At 69.9% G+C, this 21,487-nt stretch carries 22 protein-coding genes; 11 read left to right on the top strand and 11 right to left on the bottom strand.

The window, feature by feature from the left end:
* Positions 1-14: 14 nt before the first annotated feature.
* The 3 genes from F784_RS22400 to F784_RS0106195 all read right to left on the bottom strand — a co-directional run bounded on the left by F784_RS22400 (position 15) and on the right by F784_RS0106195 (position 4,847).
* Entirely contained in the window at positions 15-2,369 is a 2,355-nt protein-coding gene (locus F784_RS22400) for a transglycosylase domain-containing protein (protein ID WP_019585853.1), read from the bottom strand.
* 18 nt (positions 2,370-2,387) lie between these two features.
* Positions 2,388-2,774: a response regulator gene (locus F784_RS0106200; protein ID WP_026332311.1), complete on the bottom strand. Its 387-nt coding sequence runs from the start codon at positions 2,772-2,774 to the stop codon at positions 2,388-2,390.
* A gap of 375 nt (positions 2,775-3,149) precedes the next feature.
* Positions 3,150-4,847 (bottom strand): long-chain-fatty-acid--CoA ligase, encoded by a 1,698-nt coding sequence (locus tag F784_RS0106195; protein ID WP_019585850.1) that lies wholly within the window; start codon positions 4,845-4,847, stop codon positions 3,150-3,152.
* A 183-nt stretch (positions 4,848-5,030) separates the two neighbouring features.
* On the opposite strand from F784_RS0106195, the gene F784_RS0106190 reads away from it, so the two are divergent.
* The 5 genes from F784_RS0106190 to F784_RS0106170 are packed head-to-tail and all read left to right on the top strand — an operon-like array spanning position 5,031 to position 7,575.
* On the top strand, positions 5,031-5,594 hold the full coding sequence (locus tag F784_RS0106190; RefSeq protein WP_019585849.1) for a nucleoside deaminase: 564 nt from the start codon (positions 5,031-5,033) through the stop codon (positions 5,592-5,594).
* A complete protein-coding gene (locus F784_RS0106185) occupies positions 5,591-6,490 on the top strand; it encodes a ribokinase (protein WP_019585848.1) in 900 nt (299 codons plus the stop codon). The genes F784_RS0106190 and F784_RS0106185 overlap by 4 nt, the downstream gene beginning before the upstream one ends.
* A gap of 9 nt (positions 6,491-6,499) precedes the next feature.
* Positions 6,500-7,015 carry a DUF1999 domain-containing protein gene (locus tag F784_RS0106180; RefSeq protein WP_019585847.1) on the top strand — a complete coding sequence of 172 codons (516 nt, stop codon included), beginning with the start codon at positions 6,500-6,502 and terminating at the stop codon, positions 7,013-7,015.
* Positions 7,015-7,239 (top strand): heavy-metal-associated domain-containing protein, encoded by a 225-nt coding sequence (locus F784_RS0106175; protein WP_019585846.1) that lies wholly within the window; start codon positions 7,015-7,017, stop codon positions 7,237-7,239. The genes F784_RS0106180 and F784_RS0106175 overlap by 1 nt, the downstream gene beginning before the upstream one ends.
* 6 nt (positions 7,240-7,245) lie before the next feature.
* Entirely contained in the window at positions 7,246-7,575 is a 330-nt protein-coding gene (locus F784_RS0106170; RefSeq protein WP_019585845.1) for a DUF503 domain-containing protein, read from the top strand.
* A gap of 181 nt (positions 7,576-7,756) precedes the next feature.
* Here F784_RS0106170 and lepB read toward each other — a convergent pair whose 3' ends face one another.
* Positions 7,757-8,560: a signal peptidase I gene (lepB, locus tag F784_RS0106165; RefSeq protein WP_019585844.1), complete on the bottom strand. Its 804-nt coding sequence runs from the start codon at positions 8,558-8,560 to the stop codon at positions 7,757-7,759.
* A 71-nt stretch (positions 8,561-8,631) separates the two neighbouring features.
* Complete coding sequence (locus tag F784_RS0106160) at positions 8,632-9,426, bottom strand: patatin-like phospholipase family protein (protein WP_019585843.1); 795 nt, start codon at positions 9,424-9,426, stop codon at positions 8,632-8,634.
* 265 nt (positions 9,427-9,691) lie between these two features.
* Here F784_RS0106160 and F784_RS0106155 point away from each other — a divergent pair, with 265 nt between their 5' ends.
* The 3 genes from F784_RS0106155 (at position 9,692) to aat (ending at position 11,642) form a co-directional block, all read left to right on the top strand.
* The gene (locus F784_RS0106155) at positions 9,692-10,444 is read left to right on the top strand and encodes a serine/threonine-protein kinase (RefSeq protein ID WP_019585842.1); all 753 of its coding nucleotides are present in this window, start codon (positions 9,692-9,694) and stop codon (positions 10,442-10,444) included.
* Between the two features lie 67 nt (positions 10,445-10,511).
* Positions 10,512-10,931 (top strand): PaaI family thioesterase, encoded by a 420-nt coding sequence (locus tag F784_RS0106150; RefSeq protein ID WP_019585841.1) that lies wholly within the window; start codon positions 10,512-10,514, stop codon positions 10,929-10,931.
* A gap of 75 nt (positions 10,932-11,006) precedes the next feature.
* Entirely contained in the window at positions 11,007-11,642 is a 636-nt protein-coding gene (aat, locus tag F784_RS0106145; RefSeq protein WP_019585840.1) for a leucyl/phenylalanyl-tRNA--protein transferase, read from the top strand.
* Between the two features lie 45 nt (positions 11,643-11,687).
* On the opposite strand, the gene F784_RS0106140 is transcribed toward aat, so the two are convergent.
* Positions 11,688-13,007 carry an Nramp family divalent metal transporter gene (locus F784_RS0106140; RefSeq protein WP_425387104.1) on the bottom strand — a complete coding sequence of 440 codons (1,320 nt, stop codon included), beginning with the start codon at positions 13,005-13,007 and terminating at the stop codon, positions 11,688-11,690.
* Positions 13,008-13,127: 120 nt separating this feature from the next.
* Here F784_RS0106140 and serA point away from each other — a divergent pair, with 120 nt between their 5' ends.
* A complete protein-coding gene (gene serA, locus F784_RS0106135) occupies positions 13,128-14,756 on the top strand; it encodes a phosphoglycerate dehydrogenase (RefSeq protein ID WP_026332308.1) in 1,629 nt (542 codons plus the stop codon).
* Between the two features lie 225 nt (positions 14,757-14,981).
* Here serA and F784_RS26000 read toward each other — a convergent pair whose 3' ends face one another.
* The 5 genes from F784_RS26000 to F784_RS0106110 all read right to left on the bottom strand — a co-directional run bounded on the left by F784_RS26000 (position 14,982) and on the right by F784_RS0106110 (position 18,850).
* Complete coding sequence (locus tag F784_RS26000) at positions 14,982-15,176, bottom strand: hypothetical protein (RefSeq protein WP_157465058.1); 195 nt, start codon at positions 15,174-15,176, stop codon at positions 14,982-14,984.
* A 127-nt stretch (positions 15,177-15,303) separates the two neighbouring features.
* On the bottom strand, positions 15,304-16,653 hold the full coding sequence (locus F784_RS0106125) for an FAD-dependent oxidoreductase (RefSeq protein ID WP_019585836.1): 1,350 nt from the start codon (positions 16,651-16,653) through the stop codon (positions 15,304-15,306).
* Between the two features lie 43 nt (positions 16,654-16,696).
* Complete coding sequence (locus F784_RS0106120; RefSeq protein ID WP_019585835.1) at positions 16,697-17,485, bottom strand: ABC transporter permease subunit; 789 nt, start codon at positions 17,483-17,485, stop codon at positions 16,697-16,699.
* Complete coding sequence (locus F784_RS22395; protein ID WP_019585834.1) at positions 17,475-18,386, bottom strand: ABC transporter ATP-binding protein; 912 nt, start codon at positions 18,384-18,386, stop codon at positions 17,475-17,477. The genes F784_RS0106120 and F784_RS22395 overlap by 11 nt, the downstream gene beginning before the upstream one ends.
* Positions 18,383-18,850 carry a GbsR/MarR family transcriptional regulator gene (locus F784_RS0106110; protein WP_026332307.1) on the bottom strand — a complete coding sequence of 156 codons (468 nt, stop codon included), beginning with the start codon at positions 18,848-18,850 and terminating at the stop codon, positions 18,383-18,385. The genes F784_RS22395 and F784_RS0106110 overlap by 4 nt, the downstream gene beginning before the upstream one ends.
* 112 nt (positions 18,851-18,962) lie before the next feature.
* Here F784_RS0106110 and F784_RS0106105 point away from each other — a divergent pair, with 112 nt between their 5' ends.
* Together F784_RS0106105 and F784_RS0106100 are read left to right on the top strand one after the other, a co-directional pair.
* Positions 18,963-19,994, top strand: a complete 1,032-nt coding sequence (locus F784_RS0106105; protein ID WP_019585832.1) for a WD40 repeat domain-containing protein — start codon at positions 18,963-18,965, stop codon at positions 19,992-19,994.
* 303 nt (positions 19,995-20,297) lie between these two features.
* Positions 20,298-21,479, top strand: a complete 1,182-nt coding sequence (locus F784_RS0106100) for an aminotransferase class V-fold PLP-dependent enzyme (RefSeq protein ID WP_019585831.1) — start codon at positions 20,298-20,300, stop codon at positions 21,477-21,479.
* The last annotated feature ends 8 nt before the right edge of the window (positions 21,480-21,487 follow it).

Raw genomic sequence — 21,487 nt, 5'->3', positions numbered from 1 at the left:
ACGGGAGGTGTGGCTTACGGCGCGTCCTCGCCCTTGGAATTGGGCGCGGGCGCGGTGCTGGGCGCGCGGATCGCCTTGACCGCCTGCGGGTCGGGCTTCTCGTCGGATAGGGGGGCGGGGTCCGGGTCGGGAGCGTAGGCGGGCAGGTCCTCGATGGCGATACGCCGGGGCACGATGTTCTCGGGCGGCGTGAACTCGGTCGCCAGGCGCCCGGTCGTGCGGTCGAGGCTGACCACCGTGGTGCGCGGGTCCGCCTGGCCGGGCGTCCAGTCCGCCTCGCGGTAGACGACGGGCGGGGCGGCGTCCTCTTCGATGGCCGTCGTCGATGTCTTGAAGTTGGGGTCGAGCATGGCGACCTTCACGCCGGGGAGCCAGCCCTGGTCGGGCGCCTCCGCGTACGTGATGCCGGGGGGCTGGGTGAATGCGGTTGGTGTCTTGCCCGCGTGGACGATCTCCATCATCCGGCGCCAGATGGGCGCGTTTACCAGGCCGCTGTAGTAGCCGGTCCTGGGCATCTCGCCGCCCTGCTGCTTGCCGACCCACACGGCTCCGGTGTAGAGGGGCGTGGTCCCCACGAACCAGAAGTCCTTGGGGCCGTTGGAGGTGCCTGTCTTGCCCGCGATTTCCCAGTCGCCGAACTTGGCGGGCCACGCCAGACCGCCCTGAGGCGCCGTAAGGTCGTTCACCACGCCGTGGATCATGTCCAGGCCCAGGAAGGCGATCTGCGGCGTCCAGACCCGCTTGGGCTTGGTGAGGTCGTTCGCCGCGTCGTACAGCACCTCACCCCGCGCGGTGGTCACGCGGCTGATGTAGCGGGGCGCGCGGTACAGCCCGCCGTTCACGAAGGGGGCGTAGGCGGCGGCCATCTTCACCGGTGTGGTCTCGACGGCCCCCAGCGCTGCGGCCAGGCCCGTCCCGTCGTTCGGCGGCACGCCCAGCTCCCGCAGTTTATTGAAGAAGGTCTGGAGGCCGATGCGGTCGGCCAGGCGCACGGTGACGAGGTTCAGCGAACGGTCGAGCGCCTCGCGGATGGTCATGCTGCGGTAGGTCGTGTGGCCCTCGAAGTTCTGCGGCTTGTACACCCCGCCCTTGCAGCTCTCGCAGGGGAAGGTGATGGGCTTGTCGTCCTCACGGTGGGTCTGGTCCAGCCCAGTCGAGAGGGCCGTGGTGTACAGCAGCGGCTTGATGGTCGAGCCAATCTGGCGCTGCCCCTGTGCGGCGTTGTTCCAGTCGGGCAGGGGCTTGCCCGGCACGATCTTCTGCCCGATCATGCCCAGCACTTCCGCGCTGTACGGGTCGATGATGACCGCGCCCAGCGTGGTGCCCGGCGGCATTCCGGTCGCCTCGCGGCTGGCCGTTTCCACGGCGTTCTGAATCTTGGGGTCCAGGGAGGTGTAGACCCGCAGCCCGCCCGAGCCGTACACCTTCTCGCGCCCGAAGCGGCGGACGAGTTCCTGCTCCACCTGCCCCATGAAGTGCGGGTAGCGGGTGGTGGTCACCGCCTTGAGTTCCTTGGCGCTGCGGTCCACCAGCTTCGCGCTCGTCACGTTGCCCTGCGCGTCATAGGTGACCTGCCAGCCGCGCGGCTGGAGCTTTTCCTTCCAGGCGGCGTCCGCCTGCGCCTGGGTGATCCACTTGTCCTCGACCATGCGCGTGAACAGCACCTTCATCAGGGGCCGCATCGCCTTGTAGTCGAAGTAGCGGTTGGGGCTGGGTACCAGCACGGTGAGGTACGCGCTCTCGGCGAGGTCGAGTTGCTTGGGCGTCTTGCGGAAGTACGCCTGCGCGGCCGAGTAGATGCCGTAAAGTTCCACCGGCCCGCCGTCACCCCAGTAGATCGCGTTGAGGTAGTCGCGCAGGATCTCGTCCTTGGTAAAGGCGCGCTCGACCTGCACCGAGAGCAGCCATTCCTTGATCTTGCGGTCGGGGGTGCGGGCCTGCTTGTACTCGTCGAGCAGCAGTGTGTTCTTGATGAGCTGGTTCGTCAGGGTCGAGCCGCCCTGCACGTCCTCGCCCTGCGCGACCCGGCGAAGCTGCCGCCCGATGCCGTAGGGGTCCAGGCCGTAATGCTCGAAGAAGCGGCGGTCCTCGTTGGCGATCAGCGCCGCCGTCATGAAGGGGCTGATCTCGTCAAGCCGGACGAGGGTGCGGCTGATCGCCTGCTCGCCGATCTTGGGAATCAAGGTGCCCATAGGGGAGCCGTCGCGGGCGTAGACTCGGGTCTCGGCCCCCAGGCTCAGGTTGTCGAGCTGGCGGTAGTCGGGCAGTTCCCGGGTCCACTTGGTGACGTAGGTCGCCCCCACTCCGGCGGCGGCCACGCCTCCCGCCAGCAGCAGCGAGCTGGTGAATTTCAAAAACCTCAGAAACACGTCGGTTCTCCTTGGGGCTCAGCGGCGCCGCGCCTGGATGAGCTGACTCACGCGCTGGCGCAGGTTCTTCCCACTCAGCGGTTTGTACACCAGGTCATCGGCACCGACCAGTCGGGCGTGGTCGCGGGTCTGATCGTCGTCGAGGGCGGTGAGGAGCAGCACGGGAGCCTTGCCCAGCCGCTTGACGCGCTTGACCCGCGAGCAGATTTCGAAGCCGTCCATCTGCGGCATCTGCACGTCCAGCAGCATCGCGTCGGGGGTATTCTCCCGTAGATAATCGAGCGCCGCCTTGCCGTCTGACACCGCCACGATTTCGTGCCCGTCCGCTGACAGAATGACCTCCAGCATAGACCGGATGGCCGGTTCGTCGTCCGCGACGAGGATGGTATACGCCATAAGGCACATGATAGGGCACCCGTCACTCTGGTGGCATTCCCCCTCACTGGGAAGACCATGAGAAGTCTTCGGCGCAAGGTGGGAAGGTGGGCCGGTTGGTGGGTGGGGATTTCCCATGTGGAACAGAAGGCGTGTCAGGCGGCAAAAAAAGCCCCTCCCCCGTAAGGGGAGGCTGGGACCCGCAGAGCTGCGTGCAGAGGGGGCAAACGGGCCGGGCGTGGGCGGCGAGTCAGGATGTCTATCCCCCCTTGTGGGAGAAGCAGGTGGCGCTGGTCACATGCCCCACACCCCGGCCATCTCCCACATGGGGAGAGGGAGAAAACCCCGTCCTCGTCGTGCCTTTCTTCCGCGAAAGAGGTGCGTGCATCACCGAGGGAGCAGCCCTCAGCCCGCCGCCTGGACCTGTCGCGCGGCCCGTGCCTCCTCGGCGAGCTGGCGCCGGAGCACCTTGAGGGCCGCCGTCTTGGGCAGCTCAGCGCGAAACTCGACGCTGCGCGGCACCTTGTAGGGGCTGAGGTGGAGGCGGCAGTGGGCGATGATGTCCGCCTCCGTCGCCTTCATTCCGGGCTTCAGGGCGACGACCGCGTGGACGCTCTCGCCGCGGTAGGGGTCGGGCACACCCACGGCGGCGGCCTCCAGCACGGCGGAATGGGCGTAGAGCACCTCCTCCACCTCGCGCGGGTAGATGTTGTACCCCCCGGCGATGATGAGGTCTTTCTTGCGGTCCACGATGCGGAAGTAGCCCGCCTCGTCGGTCACGGCCATGTCGCCCGTCAGCAGCCAGGTCTGGCCGTGTGCCTCGCGCAGCACCTTCGTGGTCTCATCAGGCCGGTTCCAGTAGCCTTTCATCACGTTCGGGCCGGAGACCCACAGCTCGCCAACCTCACCCTCGGGGACGGGCTGGCCGTCCTCGCCGACCACCAGGGCGTCCACGCCGGGCAGGGGCAGGCCGATGCTGCCCTCGCGCTGCTCGCCGTAGATCGGGTTGACGTGGGTGATCGGGCTGGCCTCCGTCAGGCCGTACCCCTCGACGAGGTTCGCGCCGCCCGTGGTCTGCCGGAACTGGCGGGCCGTCTCTAGCGGCAGGGGCGCGCTCCCGCTGATGCAGGCCCGGATGGTGGTGAGGTCGAAGTTGGGCGTGTCGGGGTGGTTGTTGATCGCGTTGTACAGCGTGGGCACCCCGGGAAAGAGGGTCGCCCCGCTCGCCACGATCTGCGAGAGCACCATCCGGGTGTCGCGCGCATTGGGCACGAGTGCGATGGTCGCCCCGATCAGCACGCTGAGGTTCATGGCGACCGTCATGCCGTACACGTGGAAGAACGGAATGGCGGCCAGGGTCACCTCCTGCCCGGGCCGCAGGTCGGTCATCCAGGCTCGCGCCTGCTCGGCATTTGCCACGAGGTTGCCGTGCGTGAGCATCGCGCCCTTGGGCACGCCGGTCGTGCCGCCCGTGTATTGCAGCAACGCCACGTCATCCGGGCGTAGCGTGACGGCCCGGGGGGTGGCGGACGGCGAGCGCAGGAGGCTCCGAAAGGCGTAGACCGAGCCCCCCGCCCGCACGTTTACCCAGTTGCCCTCCCGCCGCGCCTTGAGCGGGTACAGCACGCTCTTGGGAAAGGGCAGCGCGTCCTGGATGCCCGTTACGATCACGCGCTGGACCGGCACCCTGCTGGCGACGGCGCTGTACCGGGGGTAGAAGGCGTCGAGCAGGATCAGCGTCTCGCTCCCGCTGTCCCGGAGCTGGTGCTCCAGCTCACTCGCCACATACAGCGGGCTGGTGTTCACCACGGTCGCCCCAGCCAGCAGCGCCCCGTAGAAGGCAACTACGAATTGCGGGCAGTTGGGCAGCATGATGCTGACCCGCTCGCTGGGCCGCACGCCGAGCCTCTGGAGGGCGGCGGCGAAGTGCCCCACGTCCTGCCACAGCTCGCGGTAGGTGGTCGTCGCGCCCAGAAAGCTCAGCGCGACGCGGTCAGGAAAGGCCTCGGCGGTGCGGCGCAGCAGGTCCGGCAGCACGTCGTTGCTGGGGGTCCAGGCGCGGGGAACGCCTTCCTCGTAATGATCCAGCCAGGGTCGCTTCATGCCGCTCCTCACACTCCTTGGCCCCGCCTGCTCGGGCGAGCGGTGAAAGGGGCCGGGTTGAAATTGAACTCAGTATAAGCGCAATGGGTGTTCGCTTACCATGAAGAGCCTCGCAATGTCCCCGGGTGGAGGGCTGGGGGCCGCCTCATCCGGGGACGCGCGGGGGGCGTGTCAGACTGCCCCATGCCTCTCTCCCCGCTCGACCCGGCGGCCCACCGTCCCCACCTTCAGGAAGCCCTGCGCCTGGCCCGCGAATCGCAGGAGGCGGGGAGTGCTCCCGTCGGCGCCGTCCTGGTCAACGCGCAGGGCGAGGTGGTCGCTCGGGGCCGCAACCGGGTGGGCGAGGCCCAGACCCCCGAACACGTGGGGGCCGCCAGCGTCGCCCACGCCGAGATGGACGTGTTCTTCGCGGTCGGCAAGGTGAAGGAGGCCGAGACGCTGACCCTCTACACCAGCCTGGAACCCTGCCTGATGTGCGGGGGCGCGAGTGCGCTGCTCGGGGTCGGGCGCGTCGTCTGGGCCACAGACGACCCCTGGGGCGGTTCGGGCCGCCTGATCAAGTGGAGTGATCACCCCGCCATGCAGGACACGGATGTAGTGCCCTGCCCCGACCCCGAGCTGGAGAAGGAGGGCGCCCGCCTCTTTGCCCCCGAGGCCAAACGCGCCTTTCCCGAGGAGGGCTGGGCGCTGTGGAGGCAGAGGTATCCGGTGGAAACGGAGGGTGTGGAAGAGGAAGCGAACGCATGACCGTCCTCGTGGTGGGCAGCGTGAATGCCGACGTGACGGTGCGCGCCTCCCGCATTCCCGCGCCGGGCGAGACGGTACTCGGGGAGGAGGCCCGCGTGTCCCCGGGGGGCAAGGGGGCGAATCAGGCGGTCGCGGCGGCGCTCGCCGGGATATCCGTGAGCCTTTGCGGGGCTGTCGGACAGGATTCCTTTCGGGAGGTCGCCCTGTCCGGTCTGACTCACGCCGGGGTGAACCTTTCCCACCTGCACGACCTCGGCGCCCCCACCGGCCTCGCGCTCATCACCGTCTCCCCGGACGGCGAGAACGCGATCACCGTTGCCAGCGGGGCGAATGCCCATGTCCTGCCCGCGCACCTGCCCGCCGACCTGAGGGGCTTCACACACCTGCTCCTCCAGAACGAACTCCCGCCCGAGGTCACCCGTGAGGCGGCCCGCCGCGCCCACAATGCAGGACTGACCGTGCTGCACAACGCGGCGCCCGCCCGTGAGCCCGGTCCCGAACTGCTCGCCCGGACACACCACCTGATCGTGAACGAGCACGAGCTGGCTGTCTTCCTCGGCGGCGCCGATGGACAGGATGTGGAGGCGCAGGCCCGCACCCTCCTTGCCCGTGGTCCACAGGCCATCACCGTCACGCTCGGCTCGCGGGGCAGCCTGACCGTGACGGAGGAGAACACCTATCGCCTGCCCGCCTACCCCGTGACCCCGGTGGACACCACGGGGGCGGGAGATACCTTCTGCGGCGTCCTGGTCGCCTGGCTGGCCTCCGGTCAAGCCCTCCCCGAAGCCCTACACGCCGCCGGAGTCGCCGCCGCCCTCGCCTGCACCCGCCCCGGCGCACAGGACGCCATGCCGAACCGAGCGGAGATCGAGGAATATCTCCACCCCGGACGCTAGGCTGCCCCCATGCGGTATCGCACCTTCGCCGAACCTGACTACGAGGCCTTGGCAGCCCTTGACCTCGCCGCGCAGCGACACACGGACCCCGCCTTCGACAGCCTGCCCGACCGCGAGCGCGAGGGGAGGTTGTGCACCAGTCTCCCCGCCCTGAAGTTCTACGAGCGCAGCGAACATTCCTTCGTGGCGCAGGACGATTCGGGGACCTTGCAGGGCGTCATCCTCGCCCAGCACGTGTGGCAGGGGGACCGACCCATCGTCCTCGTCCGGGCCGTGATCCTTTCGCCGGACGCCCCGGAGGGCACCGCGGTGGGCCTGCTCCACGCGGCCGTCAAGAGCGCCTACGACAGCGCCGTGTACGAGGTGCATTTTCCTCTCACCCCGGCATTGGAAACGGCGGCTCAGTCGGAGGAGGCCCGCGTCACTGGCCGCTACGCCGTGTGTCACCTCGGCACACGGGCGACGACGGCGCCGGGTGAGCCCCTGGCGGAAAGTTCACGCGCCGGGATGGAAGGACGGGCATAATGGCCGCCATGACGAGCAAGCCTACCCGCGTGCTGCTCGGCGTGCGCGGCATGACCCGTGACGCCGGGGACCGCGTCGCCGCCCACCTCAGGACCCTGCCCGGCGTCGCCCAGGCCACGCCCGACGAGGGCCAGATCGAAGTCCACTACGACCCCAGCCAGCACACCGTCATGGACCTCGTGCGCGCCGTGCGCTCGCAGGGCTTCCTGGCGGGCATGCTCTAGCCCCCCGTGGCCCTGGGCTACGTCGGCGTCCTGACCGTCCGGGTCGAGATGCCGTGGGTGACCAACCTCAAGGAGAAACGCGCCCTGGTGCGCCCCGTCGTCGAGCGCCTCAAGGCCCGCTATCCCCTGACCGTGGCGCGGCTCGACGGCCTCGACGCCCACGACTGGGAGGTCATCGGCGTCGCCACCCTCAGCAACGACTACGGCTGGGTGGAGGAGACGCTGCGGATGGCCGCCGACTTCATCGCCCGCGAGGGCGAGTACCGGATCGTTTGGGAGGAGACGGAAATCTCCGTTCTGGGCGGGGAGGAAGAGGAGGACGGGGAGGAAGCCTGACTCCGCAGGGGAGGGGTGCAAAAGCAAGGCCTGGAAGAAGCTGTGTCACCCTGAGCGCGAGACGAGACGATGCCTCGTTTCACCCAGCATGACAGCGCTCTTCTTTCCCGGGCTCCAGAAGGTCAGAAAAGCGAAGGGCATCGGCAGCGCGAATCTATGCCGATGCCCTTTTGCCCGGCGCTTACTTCTGCGGGTTCAGCAGGCCTTCCTTTGCCAGCGCCGTCTTCAGCGTGGTGAAGGCCTCGGGCCGCTCCAAGACGCGCCAGTTCAGCACGTTCGGGCCGCTGAAGTCCGCTACGTTTCCGGCCGAGCAGTCGTAGCGGGCGCTCTGCTTCCGCATGATTGGCCAGATGACCGCCGCTGCCCGCCCCGCGATGTCGCGCAGGGGCACCGGCCCGAAGAGCCGCGAGTCCTCGGAGCCGCCCGCCGTGCGGTTGTCGCCCATCACGAAATAGTGTCCGGCGGGCACGGTGATCTCGGGCTGGTCCGGCAGGACGCCTATCCCGGAGGAGGCGGCGTTGTTGGCGAGGTCACTCTGGGTGTCCCAGCAGCCCTGCTCGCGCCAGTAGTCGGTCGTCCAGCCCTCGTCGAGCCGCACGCCGTTCACATAGACCTCGCCCTCCTCGACCTTGACGCGGTCGCCGGGCAGCCCGATCAGGCGCTTGATCAGGAAGGGGCGGTAGTTCCACAGCCCAAAGGCACTCTTGGTGAGGTTGGGGGCCTGCGCCGCCGCCTCGCGCGGGGGTTTGAAAATCAGGATGTCGCCCCGCTGAAAGTTTCCGACGCCCGCCTTGTGCAGCCATGTCTCGTACTTCGGCACGAAGACCCGCTCGTGGTCGCGCAGGTTGGGCATCATGCTCACACCGTCCACGCCGACGAGCGTCGCCACGAACTGGGTGATCACCACCGCGAACACGATGGGCTCCAGCACTTCCTTCCACAGCTTCCCGAGCGGTCCCGGGGGCGCCTTATTCAGTCTTGTCATGCAACTCCTTGTCCGCCGCGCAGGATAGCGGACGGCGGCCTGCCCCGTGCCTCCTGCCCCCACCAATTCCGTCAGGACGCCAGCGCGTGCAGCCGCGTCAGTTCCGCCCGCGCCGCCGCCTCGCCCGCCGCCATGGCCTGCACGCCGCGCCGGAAGCTCTGGAGGTCGATTCCCTCCAGTTCCGGGCGCAGCAGCACATCTGGCCGGTACAGGCTCAGCCGCGCGTCGGTCAGTTGCGCCTGCATGATATCCACCGCCCGCCGCAGCGACTGCACGGCGCCCAGGGGTGGGCCATGTCCCCAGCGCCTGCGCCGCTCGGGCAGTTCGAGGGGCCGGGGCGAGGTCACGTCCACCGCCGCGACCCTCCGCACGCCGAGAAAGAGCGCGGCGTCCACCGGCACCTGATTCAGGATGCCGCCGTCAGCGAGCAGCATGTCGTCCAGGGGCACCGGGTCTATGGCGCCCGGATAGGCCGTCGTGGCCCGCAGCGCGGTGTACAGGTCCCCGGAGCGCAGGTACACCTGGCGCCCGGTGAGCACGTCCGTCGCGGTGACCGCGAGGGGCAGCCGCAGCTCCTCGAAGGTGGGGGGCAGGTGCGACGCCAGCCAGGCCTCGAAGGAGCTCGCTCGCAACAGGCCCGTGCCGAGGCGCCAGTCGATCAGCCGCCGCCACGACACCGTCTCCGACACCCGGCGCAACTCCGCCGCGCTCGCCCCAGCCGCGATAAAGGCGCCGATCAGCCCGCCCATGCTGGTACCTGCCAGCACCTGCGGGCGCAACTCCGCCTCCTCCAGCACCGTCCACACGCCCAGATGCGCCAGCCCGCGCGCGCCGCCCCCGCCCAGCACCAGCCCGAAGCCCGACATGGGGAGGAGTCTACCCGGGGGGAGCGGGGACACCCCAGGCTTTGAGCCTGACGAAGAACAATGGCTCCTCGGCAAAGGAGGGCAATCTTTTTGAGCCCTGTATCGACATGGTCATGCTGAGCCGCAGGCGGGGCGTCTCCAACTGCCGTTGTGGACCCAAGCTCGCGCTCAGGGTGACAACGCCGCTGAACTCGGCCGTGATGGGAGCCTGGGGACCCCCGCCGGGGCTACCGCCCGGCCCCTCCCTGCGGTAGCGTGGGGGGAGATGCCGCTGGCAGGACAGGTGGTGGGGGAGGGGGTGCGGCTGGTGCGGCCCCTCGGCCGGGGGTCACACAGCGTGGTGTACTTCGCCGTGGGTCCCGCCGGGCAGCCCTGTGCCGTCAAAATCTTCGACCCCCGCTTCGCCTCGCACGCGCTGCGCGAGTACGGCAACGGCGCCCTGCTCGACCACCCCCGGCTGGCGCGGGTGCTCGCCCCGGTCCGCATTGACGACCAGCCCGCCCTGATCGTGACCCTGGCGCGCGGCACGGTGCTGTTCGACCGCTACGCCCGCCGCCCGGCGCTGACGCACGACCGCCGCGCCTTTTTGCTCACGCTCGTCCACCTGCTCGACGGGCTGGGCTACCTGCACGAGCGCGGGATCGTCCACCGCGACGTGAAGCCCGAGAACATCCTCGTCGAGCCCGACGGCAGCGCCAAGCTGGTGGACCTCGACCTCTCCGGCCCCATCCGCGAGGCCTTCGCCACCCCCACCCGCATGGGCACTGCCGCCTTCCAGAGCCCCGAGGCGGCGCGGGGCGAGCACCTGGGTCCCGAGAGCGACCTCTACAGCGTGGGCGTGCTGCTGGGCTGGGGGCTTCACGGCGCGCTCTCGGGGCCGGACCTCCCGCCGCCGCCCACGCCCGACCCGCTCGACGCCCTTCTGGCTGCGCTGACCGAGCCCGACCGCACCCGGCGATTGACAAGCGCCGAAGAGGCCCGCGAGACGCTCCTGCGTCTGGCTGCGCTGCCGTATTGAGGGACTTCGGCTCTTTCCCCCATCGGGGGCAGTGTTTCCCTCACCGGGCGCTGCTAGCCTGGCCGCGATGCCCGACCACCCCAACCTGAATCAACTCAACGCGCTCGGCGAGGGCCTGCTCCCGGGCCTGATCGGGATTCGCTTTACCCACGTGGAAAAGGGCCTGCTGCGAAGCGAGTTCACGGTGCGGCCCGAACTCCTCGCCCCGAACGGTTTTCTGCACGCCGCCAGCGTCGTCGCCCTGGCGGACACGACCTGTGGCTACGGCACCCGGATGCTGCTGCCGGAGGGCGCGAACGGCTTCACGACCATCGAACTCAAGAGTAACCACCTGTCCACCGCCCGTGAAGGGCTCGTGACCTGCGAGGCCCGCGCTGTCCATGCCGGGCGCACCACCCAGGTCTGGGACGCCGAGGTGCGCGGTCCCGGCGGAAAGGTGATGGCGCTCTTCCGCTGCACCCAGGCGGTGCTGTATCCGAAGGGGTGAGTGGGTGAGGGGCGGCTCTCCCCGCATGTCCATGTCGTCCCCTCTCCGCTTGGCGCCCAACTCATCCCCCACTCCATGCCCCCAGCCTCCCACTTCCTGAATCACCCCGACCCCCTCACCCGCGAGGTGGCGCGCGGCTACGCGGGCGGCGCCTTCCTGATGGACAATGGGGACGGCGTGCAGTGGTACGCGGTGGACCGCCGGGCGCTCGTGCCGCTCACCGGGGCAGAGGGGCTGCACGTGGCGCGGCGGCTGCGGCGGGAACTGGGCCGGTTCGAGGTGCGGATCGACACCGCCTTCGCCGAGGTGGTCGAGGGGTGCCGGGGCCGATTGCCGGGCGCCCCCGAGCGCGACGGCGAGTGGATCAGCCCACCGCTGACCACGATGTACGCGCACCTGCACTCCACGGGTCTGGCCCATTCCTTCGAGGTCTGGCGGGACGGTGAGCTGGCGGGCGGCATCCTGGGCCTGGCCCTGGGCGGCGCCTTTATCGCCGAGAGCAAGTTTCACCGCGTCACGAACGCGAGCAAGGTCGCGCTCGTCTGCCTCGCCGCGCACCTGCACACGCGGGGCTTTACCCTGCTCGACGCCCAGATTCAGAATCCCCACCTCGCCCGGCTGGGCGTGTACGAGGTGAGCGGGGAGGAGTACCGGGGGAGGCTGTGGGACGCGCTGGGGCGGGACGTGAGCCTGGGACGCGGAACGCAGTAGGCGGGGCGCGGAAAAAGCTTCTCCCGCGCCCCACGTCCTGCCTCCTCAGCCCACGAACGCCCCCCACAGCAGATACCCGTTCAACCCGATAATCACCGCCGCGAAGAGCCAGCCCAGCGTGGTGACGAGGGGACGGCTCTGCAACACGCCCATCACGTCGCGCCGGGCGGTGAAGAGGAGCAGGGGCACGAGCGCGAAGGGCACGCCGAAACTCAGGATCACCTGCGACAGCACCAGCGTGGCGGTGGGGTCCAGCCCCGCGAGAATCACGGCGAAGGCGGGGAGCATGGTGATGGTTCGCCGCAGCCAAATCGGGATGTGAAAGCGTACGAAGCCCTGCATGATGACCTGTCCGGCCATCGTGCCCACGGCGCTGCTGCTCAGGCCGCTGGCGAGGAGGGCGATGGCGAAGGCGACGGCGGCGGCGGGGCCGAGCAGCGGGGTGAGCGTGCGGTAGGCCGTCTCCAGGTTGCCCGCGTCCTCAATCCCCTTGCCGTGGAAGGTGGCCGCACTCACCGCGAGCATGCTCATGTTAATCAGGCCCGCGAACCCCATCGCCAGCAGCACGTCCAGGCGGTTCAGCCGCGAGAGGCGCACCTTTTCCTCGTCCGTGCGGGTGGGGACGCGCCCCTGGGTCAGCGCCGAGTGCAGGTAGATCACGTGCGGCATGACGGTCGCGCCGATGATCCCCACCGCGAGGTACACGCTGTCCGTCCCCTGGAAGCTGGGCACGAAGCCGCGCAGCGCCCCGATGCCGGGGTGCGCGATCAGGAACTGCACGAGGTACGCCACCCCGATGGCGAGCACGAACCCCAGGATCGCCAGCTCCAGCGGGCGGAAGCCGCGCCGTTGCAGGCCCAGCAGCGCGAAGGTCAGCACGCCCGTGATCGCCGCCCCCCACATCATCGGGAGCCCGGTGAGGAGGTGGATGGCGAGCGCGGCCCCCAGGAACTCGGCGAGGTCGGTCGCCATCGCCACGATCTCGGCCTGAATCCAGTAGAGCCAGACCAGCGGACGGGGCCAGCGCTCCCGGATGACCTCGGGCAGGTTCTTCCCGGTAGCGATCCCCAGCTTCGCGCTGAGGTTCTGAATGAGCATCGCCATCAGGTTCGCCGCCAAGATTACCCACAGCAGCGTGTACCCGAATTGCGCGCCGCCCTGAATATTGGTGGCGAAGTTGCCCGGGTCCATGTAGGCGATAGAGGCGATGACGGCGGGGCCGAGAAAGGGGGCGATACGGGCCAGGCCCCGGCGCTGGCTCGTCCGCCCCAGGACCTCGGCCGCCCGGGCAGTCATGCGGGCGTCCAGGTCAGAGCGGTGGGCCGGGGCAGCATGAGGGTCGGGGGGGAAGGGAGCCAGTGACATACCTAATTTTAGGACAGCCTAAAAATAAAGTCCATCTTCACGAAAAGTTGACCCCGCGGGGTTGCCTCTTCCCCTAGCCAAATCCCTCCCGCTTCCCGCCGGGCCGCTTACCCTGACCGCATGACGGCCCCCGTGCTGACCTCCCCGGACCAGCCCCGCACCGCTCCCCTGCGCGTGCTGATCTGCGACGAGATGAACCCCGGCGACCTATCGCACGAGGGGTTCGAGATCGACTACGAGGGCAACCTCCCCCGTGAGGAGACGCTGCGCCGACTCCCCGGGTACGACGCCCTGATCACCCGCAGCCGCACCAAGGTGGACCGTGAACTGCTGGAGGCCGCCGGGGACCGCCTGAAGGTCATCGGGCGGGGCGGCGTCGGCGTGGACAACATCGACCTGGAGGCCTGCTCGCGCCGGGGCATCCTGGTCCTGAACGCGCCCGAGAGCAACAATGTCAGCGCTGCCGAGTTGGCGGTCATGCACCTGCTCGCCGCTGCCCGTGGCCTCACCCGTTCCGACCGCAAGACCCGCGCGGGCGAGTGGGACCGCAAGTTCCTGGGCGTGGAACTCAAGGACAAGACGCTCGGCATCGTCGGCCTGGGCCGCATCGGCTCCATCGTGGCTGACCGCGCGCAAGGCCTGCGGCTGAAGGTCGTCGCCTTCGACCCCTACGTGCCGGAGAACAAGTTCGAGCGCCTGGGGATAGAGAGGGCGGCGAACCTCGACGAACTGCTCGCCCGGGTGGACTTCCTGACCGTCCACACGCCGCTCACCGAGGAGACGCAGGGCATGATCGGCGCGCGGGAACTCGCTCTTCTCCGGCCCGGGGCCATTGTCGTGAATGCAGCGCGCGGCGGGATCGTGGAGGAGACCGCATTGGTGGACGCCCTCAAATCCGGTCACCTTTTCGGCGCGGGCGTGGACGTGTTTGTGGAGGAGCCGCCCACACCAGACCATCCCTTCCTGGATGCTCCCAATCTTGGGATCACGGCGCACCTTGGCGCCAACACCCACGAGGCGCAGGAGCGGGTCGGGGCGGAGATCGTGGGCCGCGTGCTCGCCGCCCTGCACGGCGACGTGAGCAAGGGGGCGGTGAATGCCCCGGCCCTTGATGCCAAGACGATGGAATTGCTCGGCGGCTACCTCGACCTGGGCGAGAAGCTGGGGCGCATCCTGGCGCAGCTCCTCCCCGGCGCGCACGACCTGGAGGTGACCTTCCGGGGTGAATTCCCGGCCGATCCCGCTCCGGTCGTCACCGCCGCCCTCGTCGGCTACCTCAGCGGCAGCACGGACGAGCGGCCCAACATGATCAACGCCCGCGCCCTGGCGAAGGAGCGCGGCCTGAACCTCGCTGTGCGCGAGGAGCAGGAGAGCCCCGACTACCAGACCGAGGTGATTGTGAGGGTCGTCAGCGGTGCCCACGGCGAGAAGCAGCGCAGCCGCACGGTGGGCGGCACCGTCTTCGGCCGCAGCCCCCGCCTGACCCGTTTGCGCGACTTCCGGGTCGAACTCGCCCCCGAGGGCTTCATCCTGATCGCCTCCAACCAGGACCGGCCGGGTGCGGTCGCCAAGCTCTCCAACCTGCTGGGAACCTGGGGCATCAACATCGCCGGGATGGCGCTGGGCCGCGCGCAGAAGGGCGGGCAGGCCCTCTTCACCCTCACGCTGGACGATAGTCTCACGCCCGAGCAGCTTCAGGCGATCCGCGACCTGGACGTGATCGAGTCGGCGTTCTTGGTGCGGGTGTAGGAGGAAAGGAGACGCGAAATTCAGCGCGGCCCTCTCCTCCCAGTTTGGCCCAGCGCAGACGACCTCTTCTGCTTTGGAGAAGATGCCAGCGCTATCCTGTGCCCTCAAGTCCCGTCATCGGTAATGTCGTTCGCCGTCCGATCCGGCCCCCGCGTACAGGGTCAGACGGTCCACCCGCACCGCCAGGGGATGACTATTGGCGCGTGCGTGCTCCAGGGCCGCATGTCACGCGGCGCGGTCCTTCGCTCGGCCCAGCGTGACGTGCGGGATGAAGGTGAACTCGGGATCGAGATGCTCGGGGAACACCTGGGTGTAGAGCACGTCGTGAGCGCGATCATCGATTCGGGAGCAGAGGTCGGCTGTAGAACGGGGGTCGTTGAAGGGGCACGCCAGCGTCTCCGAGCGGGTCGAAGGCGCCACGCAACCCCTCTACGAACGTCCCAGCTCATTGCGTTGGAACTGCCACGATGGCCCGTTTCGGGCTGGAATAGGGCATTCCTGCATCCAGCCGCACCAGTGCCCCTGGGGAGTGCCGTCCGCCTGAACCTCATCTCCCGCCCATCTCCCTCCCCAGCCGATCCGCCGCCACCAGCAGCACGTCCCACACGCTGGAAAAGGGCGGGGCGTAGGCGAGGTCCAGCTCGAAGAGGTCCCGCACGCTGCCCCGCTGGTGAAGCAGGGCGGCGACCACGTCCACCCGCTTGACGCTGGCGGGCTGGCCGACGAGTTGCACGCCCAGAATGCGCCCGCTGCCCCGCTCAGCCGTCAGCCGGACGTGGATGGGCGCGGCGGTGGGGTAGTACCCGGCATGGTCCGTGCTCTCCACGTCCACGCTGACTGCATTCAGCCCCAGCCCCTCGGCCTCCGTCTGGGTGAGGCCGGTGCGGGCCGCGCCCAGGTCGAAGGTCTTGAAAATCGCCGTCCCGAGGATGCCGGGAAAGCGCGCGTCGCCCCCCGCCATGTTCACGCCCGCCACCCGGCCCATGCGGTTGGCGGTGAGGCCGAGCGGGATGTGGACCTGCCGCCCGGTGACGCAGTGAATGCTCTCGCTGTTGTCACCCGCGGCGTACACGCCGTCCACGCTCGTCTCCTGCCGGGGATTGACGGCGACGGCGCCAGTTGGCCCGAGACGAGCTCCTGCGGCCTCGGCCAGAGTCGTATTCGGCTTGACGCCCACAGCCACGATGACCAGATCGGCGGGCACCGGGCCGTGGTCCGTCTGCACCGTTCTCACATGCCCGTCCTCGCCGACCAACTCCTGCACGCTCGTGCCGCAGCGGACCTCCACCCCGTGCCGCTCCAGCTCGGCGCGCACCCGCTGCTGGTAGGCTCGGTCGAGCATCCGGCCCGCGACCTCGGGCGCCTTTTCGAGCACGGTGACGTGCAGGCCGCGCGAGTGCAGCGCCTCCGCCATCTCCAGCCCGATGTACCCGGCGCCGACGATGCAGGCGCAGGTCGCCCCGCTCAGGCTCGCCAGGATGGCCTGCCCGTTGGCCAGGTCACGCAGCACGTGGACACCGTCGAGACCGGTCCTGGCCCATTCCGGCCGTACGGCGTTCACGCCGGTGGCGATCAGGAGGCGGTCGTAGGGCTCGGTGCGGGTGTGGCCCGCATCCCGGTCGAGGACGGTGACGGTGCGGGCGCCCGCATCCACCCCCGTCACCTCGTGGCGCACCCGCACGTCGATGCCCTGCTCGCGCATCCTCTCCGGCGTCCGGGCGATCAGGTCCCCCAGGTCGGGTACTTCCCCGCCAATCACGTAGGGGAGGCCGCAGGCGCCGTAGCTGATGGCCCCGCCGCGCTCGAAGACGGTCACGTCCACGTCGGGGTTCTGCCGCCGCGCCCGGCTCGCCGCGCTCATGCCCGCCGCCACCCCGCCCACCACCACGATCCGCATGAGCTCAGGCTAGAGCATGGCGCACCGTCTCCGGCCCCTGCCCTCAGCGGCCCACGTCGCGGCGCCCGAGGAGGGGCGCCGCCAGAAACACCCATACCAGCCCCGCGAGCAGGCAGGCGAGGAGCGGCCCGGCGCCCACCACGTTTCGCAGCGGCGACTCGGCCAGCGCGGCGTGCCAGGGGTTGAGCCACCCGGTGTCCCGCAAGGCCGTCACCTGCCCGGAAAGGGTGTGCAGCACGACCAGCCCGGTCCCCAGCCCCGCGCCCAGGGCGGAGGCGAGCCCCGGCCTCCCGGTCGCCGCCCCCACGGCGAGGGCGAGCGCGCCGAACACCCAGGCGCCCAGCGTGTGCAGCGCTGCCGTCTCCAGCACCCGGGCGGCGGGCAGCGGGGCCTGGAAAAGCTGCCCGAACACCCAGGTGCTCAGGAACAGCACGAAGCCCAAGCCAAGCAGCAGCACGAACAGCGCGAGCGCCCGCCCGGCGAGGAGCGCCCCGCGCGCGAGCGGCTGCGAGAGCGGGAACTCCAGGTGCCCCCGCGCCTCCGCCCCCGCGATCAGTGCCGCACCGCTCAACCCCGCGAACACGCTGAGCAGGACCGGCATCAGGCTGAAGAGCCGCCCGCCCACGTACCCGGCGGGGCTGCTGAAGTCCTCGCCGAAGAGGGAGCGCAGCGCTTCGGGGAGGTTCTGGATGACCTGGCTGATCGCGGGGTCGTTCTTGATGGAGGGATAGAAGGCCAGGATCAGCAGCACGTATAGCGTGAGCCCGACCGCCCACCACGCCAGGCCGCGCCAGGTGTCCCGCAAGGACTGCCGAAACACCTCAAGCCACATGGACTCCCTCCCGTTCTGCCGCGCCGCGGCTGTACTCGCCCAGGAACGCCTCCTCCAGCGTGGCGTCCTGAAGGCTCAGGGCCGTCAGGGATTCCGCCGCGAGTGCGCGGACCAGGGCGTCCGGTCCCCCGCGCCAGGTGCCCTGGAAGTCCAGCCCGTTCACCACTCCGCCCGACATGCCGGGCAGGGCCGCCAGGTTCGTGCGAGGGGGTCGGCCAAACTGCACATGGACCCGCTGTGGCAGGCTGGCCTTGAGGTCCGCCAGGCGCTCGCTCCGCACCAGCCGCCCCTGCCGGATCAAGCCCACCCGGTCGGCGACCCGCTCGACCTCGCTCAGCACATGGCTGGAGAGGAAGACAGTGCGGCCCTCCGCGCGGGCCTCGCGCAGCAGGTCGAGCACCGTCTCCTGGGCGAGGGGATCCAGCCCGTCCGTCGGCTCGTCGAGGAGCAGCAGGTCGGGGCGGTGCATCAGGGCGAGGAGCAGGCCTACCTTCTGCCGGTTGCCCTTGCTCAGCGTTCCCAGGCGCCGGTTCAGCTCCAGGTCGAGGCGCCCGGCGACCTCCCGCGCGTAGCCCAGGTCCGCTCCACCGCGCAGCCGGGAGCTGCGGTCCATCAGCTCCCGGGCCGTCAGATCGCGGCCCAGGTGGACCTCGCCCGGCAGGTAGCCCAACCGGCGGTGGACCTCCACCCGCTCGCGCCACACGTCCCGCCCGAAGATGCGCGCCTCGCCGGAGGTCGGCCTCAGAAAGCCCAGTAGCGTGCGGAGGGTGGTCGTCTTGCCCGCCCCGTTCGGCCCCAGGAAGCCGTAGATCTCGCCCGGCGGCACTTCCAGGTCCAGGGGGTGCAAACCCCGGCCCCCGCCGTACAGCTTGCTCAGCCCACGAATGTCGAGTGCGTTCATCCTTCGCCTCCCGTGCCCTCCCGCTCGGCCGTATGCCAGCGCGTCAGAATTTCGGGAAAAAGCCGCAGCCACAGGGCGTAGAACTCCTCCATCTCCCGCAGCGGCCCGGAGTCGGCGCCGGTCGGGAGGATGCGCTGCCCCTCCACGGCGAGGTCGTGCAGGGTGGCGAGCTTGCGGTTGCCCTGCTCCATCAGGGTGGCCCAGGCGTGGGGTCTCATGCGGAAGCGGTCGGCCCGTTCCCCCGGCCGCGGCGCCCGCTCAATCAGCCCGACCCGCGTCAGGTACGTGATGCCCGTGCTGATGCCCGCCCGGCTCGCGCTGAGCAGCGCGGCCAGCTCACCCGCCGTGTGCCCCTGGGTGGGCGCGGTCAGCAGGGCGCCCAGCACCCGGCCCGCGACCCGGGGGATGCCCATGAACTCCAGCCTCACCCCCGTCCGCTCAATGAAGAGGCTGCGCTCCTCCATGTGCGGAGTGTACACTAGTTTCAGAAATTTCTGAAACAAGCGGTATGAGCAGGGCTTCATCCCGCGCTCCTATGTGGGGGATGGACGGCGCCCGACCCGCTAGCCTGGGAACGTGAAACGCAGACCCATCGCCACCCGGCTGGCGTTGCCCCTGCTGGCCCTAAGCGCCCTCGGCCCCACCCTCGCCGTGCAGAGTACGGCCAGCGAGACACGGGTGCCGCCCGATCCGCTGGTCCTCGTGGGGGTCGCGCCGCAGGCCCTGCCGGGACAGCCCGGGGGCGCGGTGACGGGAGTGGTGGCGGTGCGGGGCCGATTCAGCGCGCATGTCCGCCTGCTCGACCCGACGACGGGGGAGGGCCGCCGCGAGGTCTTCCTCCCGCCCGAGGTGCGGCTCGACGTTTCCCCGGCCCTCAGCGCGGACGGGAAGTGGCTGGCGGTGGCGCTGACGCCCGACCCCTTCACCAAAGCCGGGCGGGTGGGCATCCTGAGCACCTACCCAACCACCACGGGCGGCTTTCTGAAGGTCATCAGCGCGGGTGGCCTGACGGGCACCCTCTCGCTGGAGTTCAGCCCCGACGGGACCCGGCTGGCGGCGGGCAACCGCAGCGGCTACGCGCAACTGTGGGAGTGGGCCACCGGGCGCCGGGTCACCACCGTGCAGAGCGAGACGGGCTACGAGCCCGCCAGCCTGGAATTCAGCCCCGACAGCCGCCTCTTCGCGCCGATCTTCCGCGCCCAGACGCGCACTCGTGTCTTCGACGCCCGCAGTGGCGAGCTGCGCGCCACCCTGCGCGGGGTGGGCTACGGCACCTTCACGCCCGACAGCCGTGGCCTCCTCGCCTCGCGCGGGCGCCTGGTCCTCCTGGAGGGCGGCAAGGAGGCCCCCCCGCCCGCCTACCTCGCCGGGACGAACGGCGTGATCGGCTTCAGCGCCGACGGCACCCGCGTCCTCGTGCGCCGCACCGGCGTGGACGTGCAGGGCCGCGAGTGGCTGGAACTGCGCGAGGTGGCGACCGGTCACACCCTCGGGGCGCTGACGCGCGTCTGGGACGGCTGGCCCGAGGCGTTGAGCCCCGACGGAACGACGCTGATCGGCGGCGACGGGGAGGGTGGAATCCGGTTGTTGCCGTTGGCGCCGAGGTAATGCGGGCAAGCTGTTCTCGATGTAGAAGGCGTGCCCAAGACAGCGTTTAAAGTCCCTCCATAAGGGGGAGGCTTGGACTCGTGGAACTGCTTGCAGAGGGAGGGCTTGCGGCCCACCCGCGGCGCGGAGGGTAGACGAGGCAGGCCATCTCGTGAGTGACCAAGCTGGTCAGGCGCTCCCGCACCCCGGCCCTCTCCGCAAGCGGCTCTGCGAGTCCCACGAGGGGAGAGGGAGAGCGGCGCTAGCTCGCAACCCTCTAGCCTGCCCCCCGCCTGCCCCACCCCCACGGCCTACGATGGCCCCATGACCGACGCCTCCCACCTGCCCCTGAACCGCCAACGCCTGATCGCGCCCGGCCCGGTCGAGGTCGAGCCGCGCGTGCTGCTGGAACTCGCCCGCCCGCAGATGCACCACCGCGCCCCCGAAGGCATTGAGGTACTGATGGAGGCGCGGGCCAAGCTGACCCAACTCCTGGGCGACCCGTATGACGCGGTGATCACCACCAGCAGCGGTACCGGGGCGTTCGAGGGCGCCCTGACCAGCCTCACGCCGGAGGGGGCCAAGGTCGTGAACGCGCAGGCCGGGAAGTTCAGCGAACGCTGGGGCGACATGAGCGAGCGCCTGGGCTACCACACGGTACGGGTGGCGAAACCCTGGGGCGAGTTGCTTGACCCCGAGGAGGTCGCGGACGCGGCCAAAGATGCCCACACCCTGCTCGTTACCCACAGTGAAACAAGTACCGGCGCCCTGCACGACCTCGCGGCCATCGTGGCAGCGGCACGGGCGCAGAACCCGGACCTCATCGTGATCGCCGACTGCATCACCTCCTACGGGGTGACCGAACTCCGGCCCGCCGCCTGGGGAGTGGATGCCATCGTAAGCGGGAGCCAGAAGGGCACCGCCACGCCCCCCGGCCTGGGCTTCGTGCTGTTCAGCCCGGAGGTGCAGGACCGGATGGTGCCTGCCACTGGGCGGGGCTTCTACCTCGACCTGACGCGCGAGCTGAAGGGGCAGAAGGCCGGGAACACGCCGCAGACGCCCGCTATCAACCTGATCTCAGCTCTCTCGCTCGCCCTCGACCGCCTCCTCGCCGTGCCGCTGGAGGTGCTGTGGGCTGAGAAGCGGCGGCAGGCGGACGCGCTGATCGCCGCTGGAAGTGCGCTCGGCGCCCCCGCTTGGGCCGCGCGAACTTCACCTGCCGTCGCGGTGCTGCGCCCCCCCGTCCCCCTAACTGGGCGGCAGGTCGCGGCCCGCCTCGCCGAGATGGGGCAGCGGGCGCTTCCCGGCCAGGCACCCTTTGAAGACGCCGTGTTCCGCGTCTCCACCCTGGGCTACGCCGACCGCTACGACGCCCTGGGGATCGCGGGGATGCTGGAGGACTGCTTCGAGAGCCTGGACGTTCGCTTTGAGCGCGGCGCGGCAGTGCGGGCAGCCTGGGAGGCTCTGGGGGAGAGGCGGCAGGCCGAGGTTGCTGCCCCCCGCTGACGCTGGAC

It is taken from the genome of Deinococcus apachensis DSM 19763 (assembly GCF_000381345.1).
Classification (GTDB): Bacteria; Deinococcota; Deinococci; order Deinococcales; family Deinococcaceae; genus Deinococcus; species Deinococcus apachensis.
The sequence above is the reverse complement of the archived record's forward strand: the minus strand, read 5'-3'. Positions and strand labels throughout refer to the sequence as shown.

Coding starts and splice junctions, on each gene's coding strand:
- F784_RS0106120 (WP_019585835.1), bottom strand. CDS start 17,485: ATGTGGCTTGAGGTGTTTCGGCAGTCCTTGCGGGACACCTGGCGCGGC.
- F784_RS0106190 (WP_019585849.1), top strand. CDS start 5,031: ATGCCTCTCTCCCCGCTCGACCCGGCGGCCCACCGTCCCCACCTTCAG.
- F784_RS0106200 (WP_026332311.1), bottom strand. CDS start 2,774: ATGTGCCTTATGGCGTATACCATCCTCGTCGCGGACGACGAACCGGCC.
- F784_RS0106180 (WP_019585847.1), top strand. CDS start 6,500: ATGCGGTATCGCACCTTCGCCGAACCTGACTACGAGGCCTTGGCAGCC.
- F784_RS0106160 (WP_019585843.1), bottom strand. CDS start 9,426: ATGTCGGGCTTCGGGCTGGTGCTGGGCGGGGGCGGCGCGCGCGGGCTG.
- F784_RS22395 (WP_019585834.1), bottom strand. CDS start 18,386: ATGAACGCACTCGACATTCGTGGGCTGAGCAAGCTGTACGGCGGGGGC.
- F784_RS0106195 (WP_019585850.1), bottom strand. CDS start 4,847: ATGAAGCGACCCTGGCTGGATCATTACGAGGAAGGCGTTCCCCGCGCC.
- F784_RS0106175 (WP_019585846.1), top strand. CDS start 7,015: ATGGCCGCCATGACGAGCAAGCCTACCCGCGTGCTGCTCGGCGTGCGC.
- lepB (WP_019585844.1), bottom strand. CDS start 8,560: ATGACAAGACTGAATAAGGCGCCCCCGGGACCGCTCGGGAAGCTGTGG.
- F784_RS0106100 (WP_019585831.1), top strand. CDS start 20,298: ATGACCGACGCCTCCCACCTGCCCCTGAACCGCCAACGCCTGATCGCG.
- F784_RS0106185 (WP_019585848.1), top strand. CDS start 5,591: ATGACCGTCCTCGTGGTGGGCAGCGTGAATGCCGACGTGACGGTGCGC.
- F784_RS0106125 (WP_019585836.1), bottom strand. CDS start 16,653: ATGCGGATCGTGGTGGTGGGCGGGGTGGCGGCGGGCATGAGCGCGGCG.
- F784_RS0106155 (WP_019585842.1), top strand. CDS start 9,692: ATGCCGCTGGCAGGACAGGTGGTGGGGGAGGGGGTGCGGCTGGTGCGG.
- serA (WP_026332308.1), top strand. CDS start 13,128: ATGACGGCCCCCGTGCTGACCTCCCCGGACCAGCCCCGCACCGCTCCC.
- F784_RS0106150 (WP_019585841.1), top strand. CDS start 10,512: ATGCCCGACCACCCCAACCTGAATCAACTCAACGCGCTCGGCGAGGGC.
- F784_RS0106110 (WP_026332307.1), bottom strand. CDS start 18,850: ATGGAGGAGCGCAGCCTCTTCATTGAGCGGACGGGGGTGAGGCTGGAG.
- aat (WP_019585840.1), top strand. CDS start 11,007: ATGCCCCCAGCCTCCCACTTCCTGAATCACCCCGACCCCCTCACCCGC.
- F784_RS0106140 (WP_425387104.1), bottom strand. CDS start 13,007: ATGTCACTGGCTCCCTTCCCCCCCGACCCTCATGCTGCCCCGGCCCAC.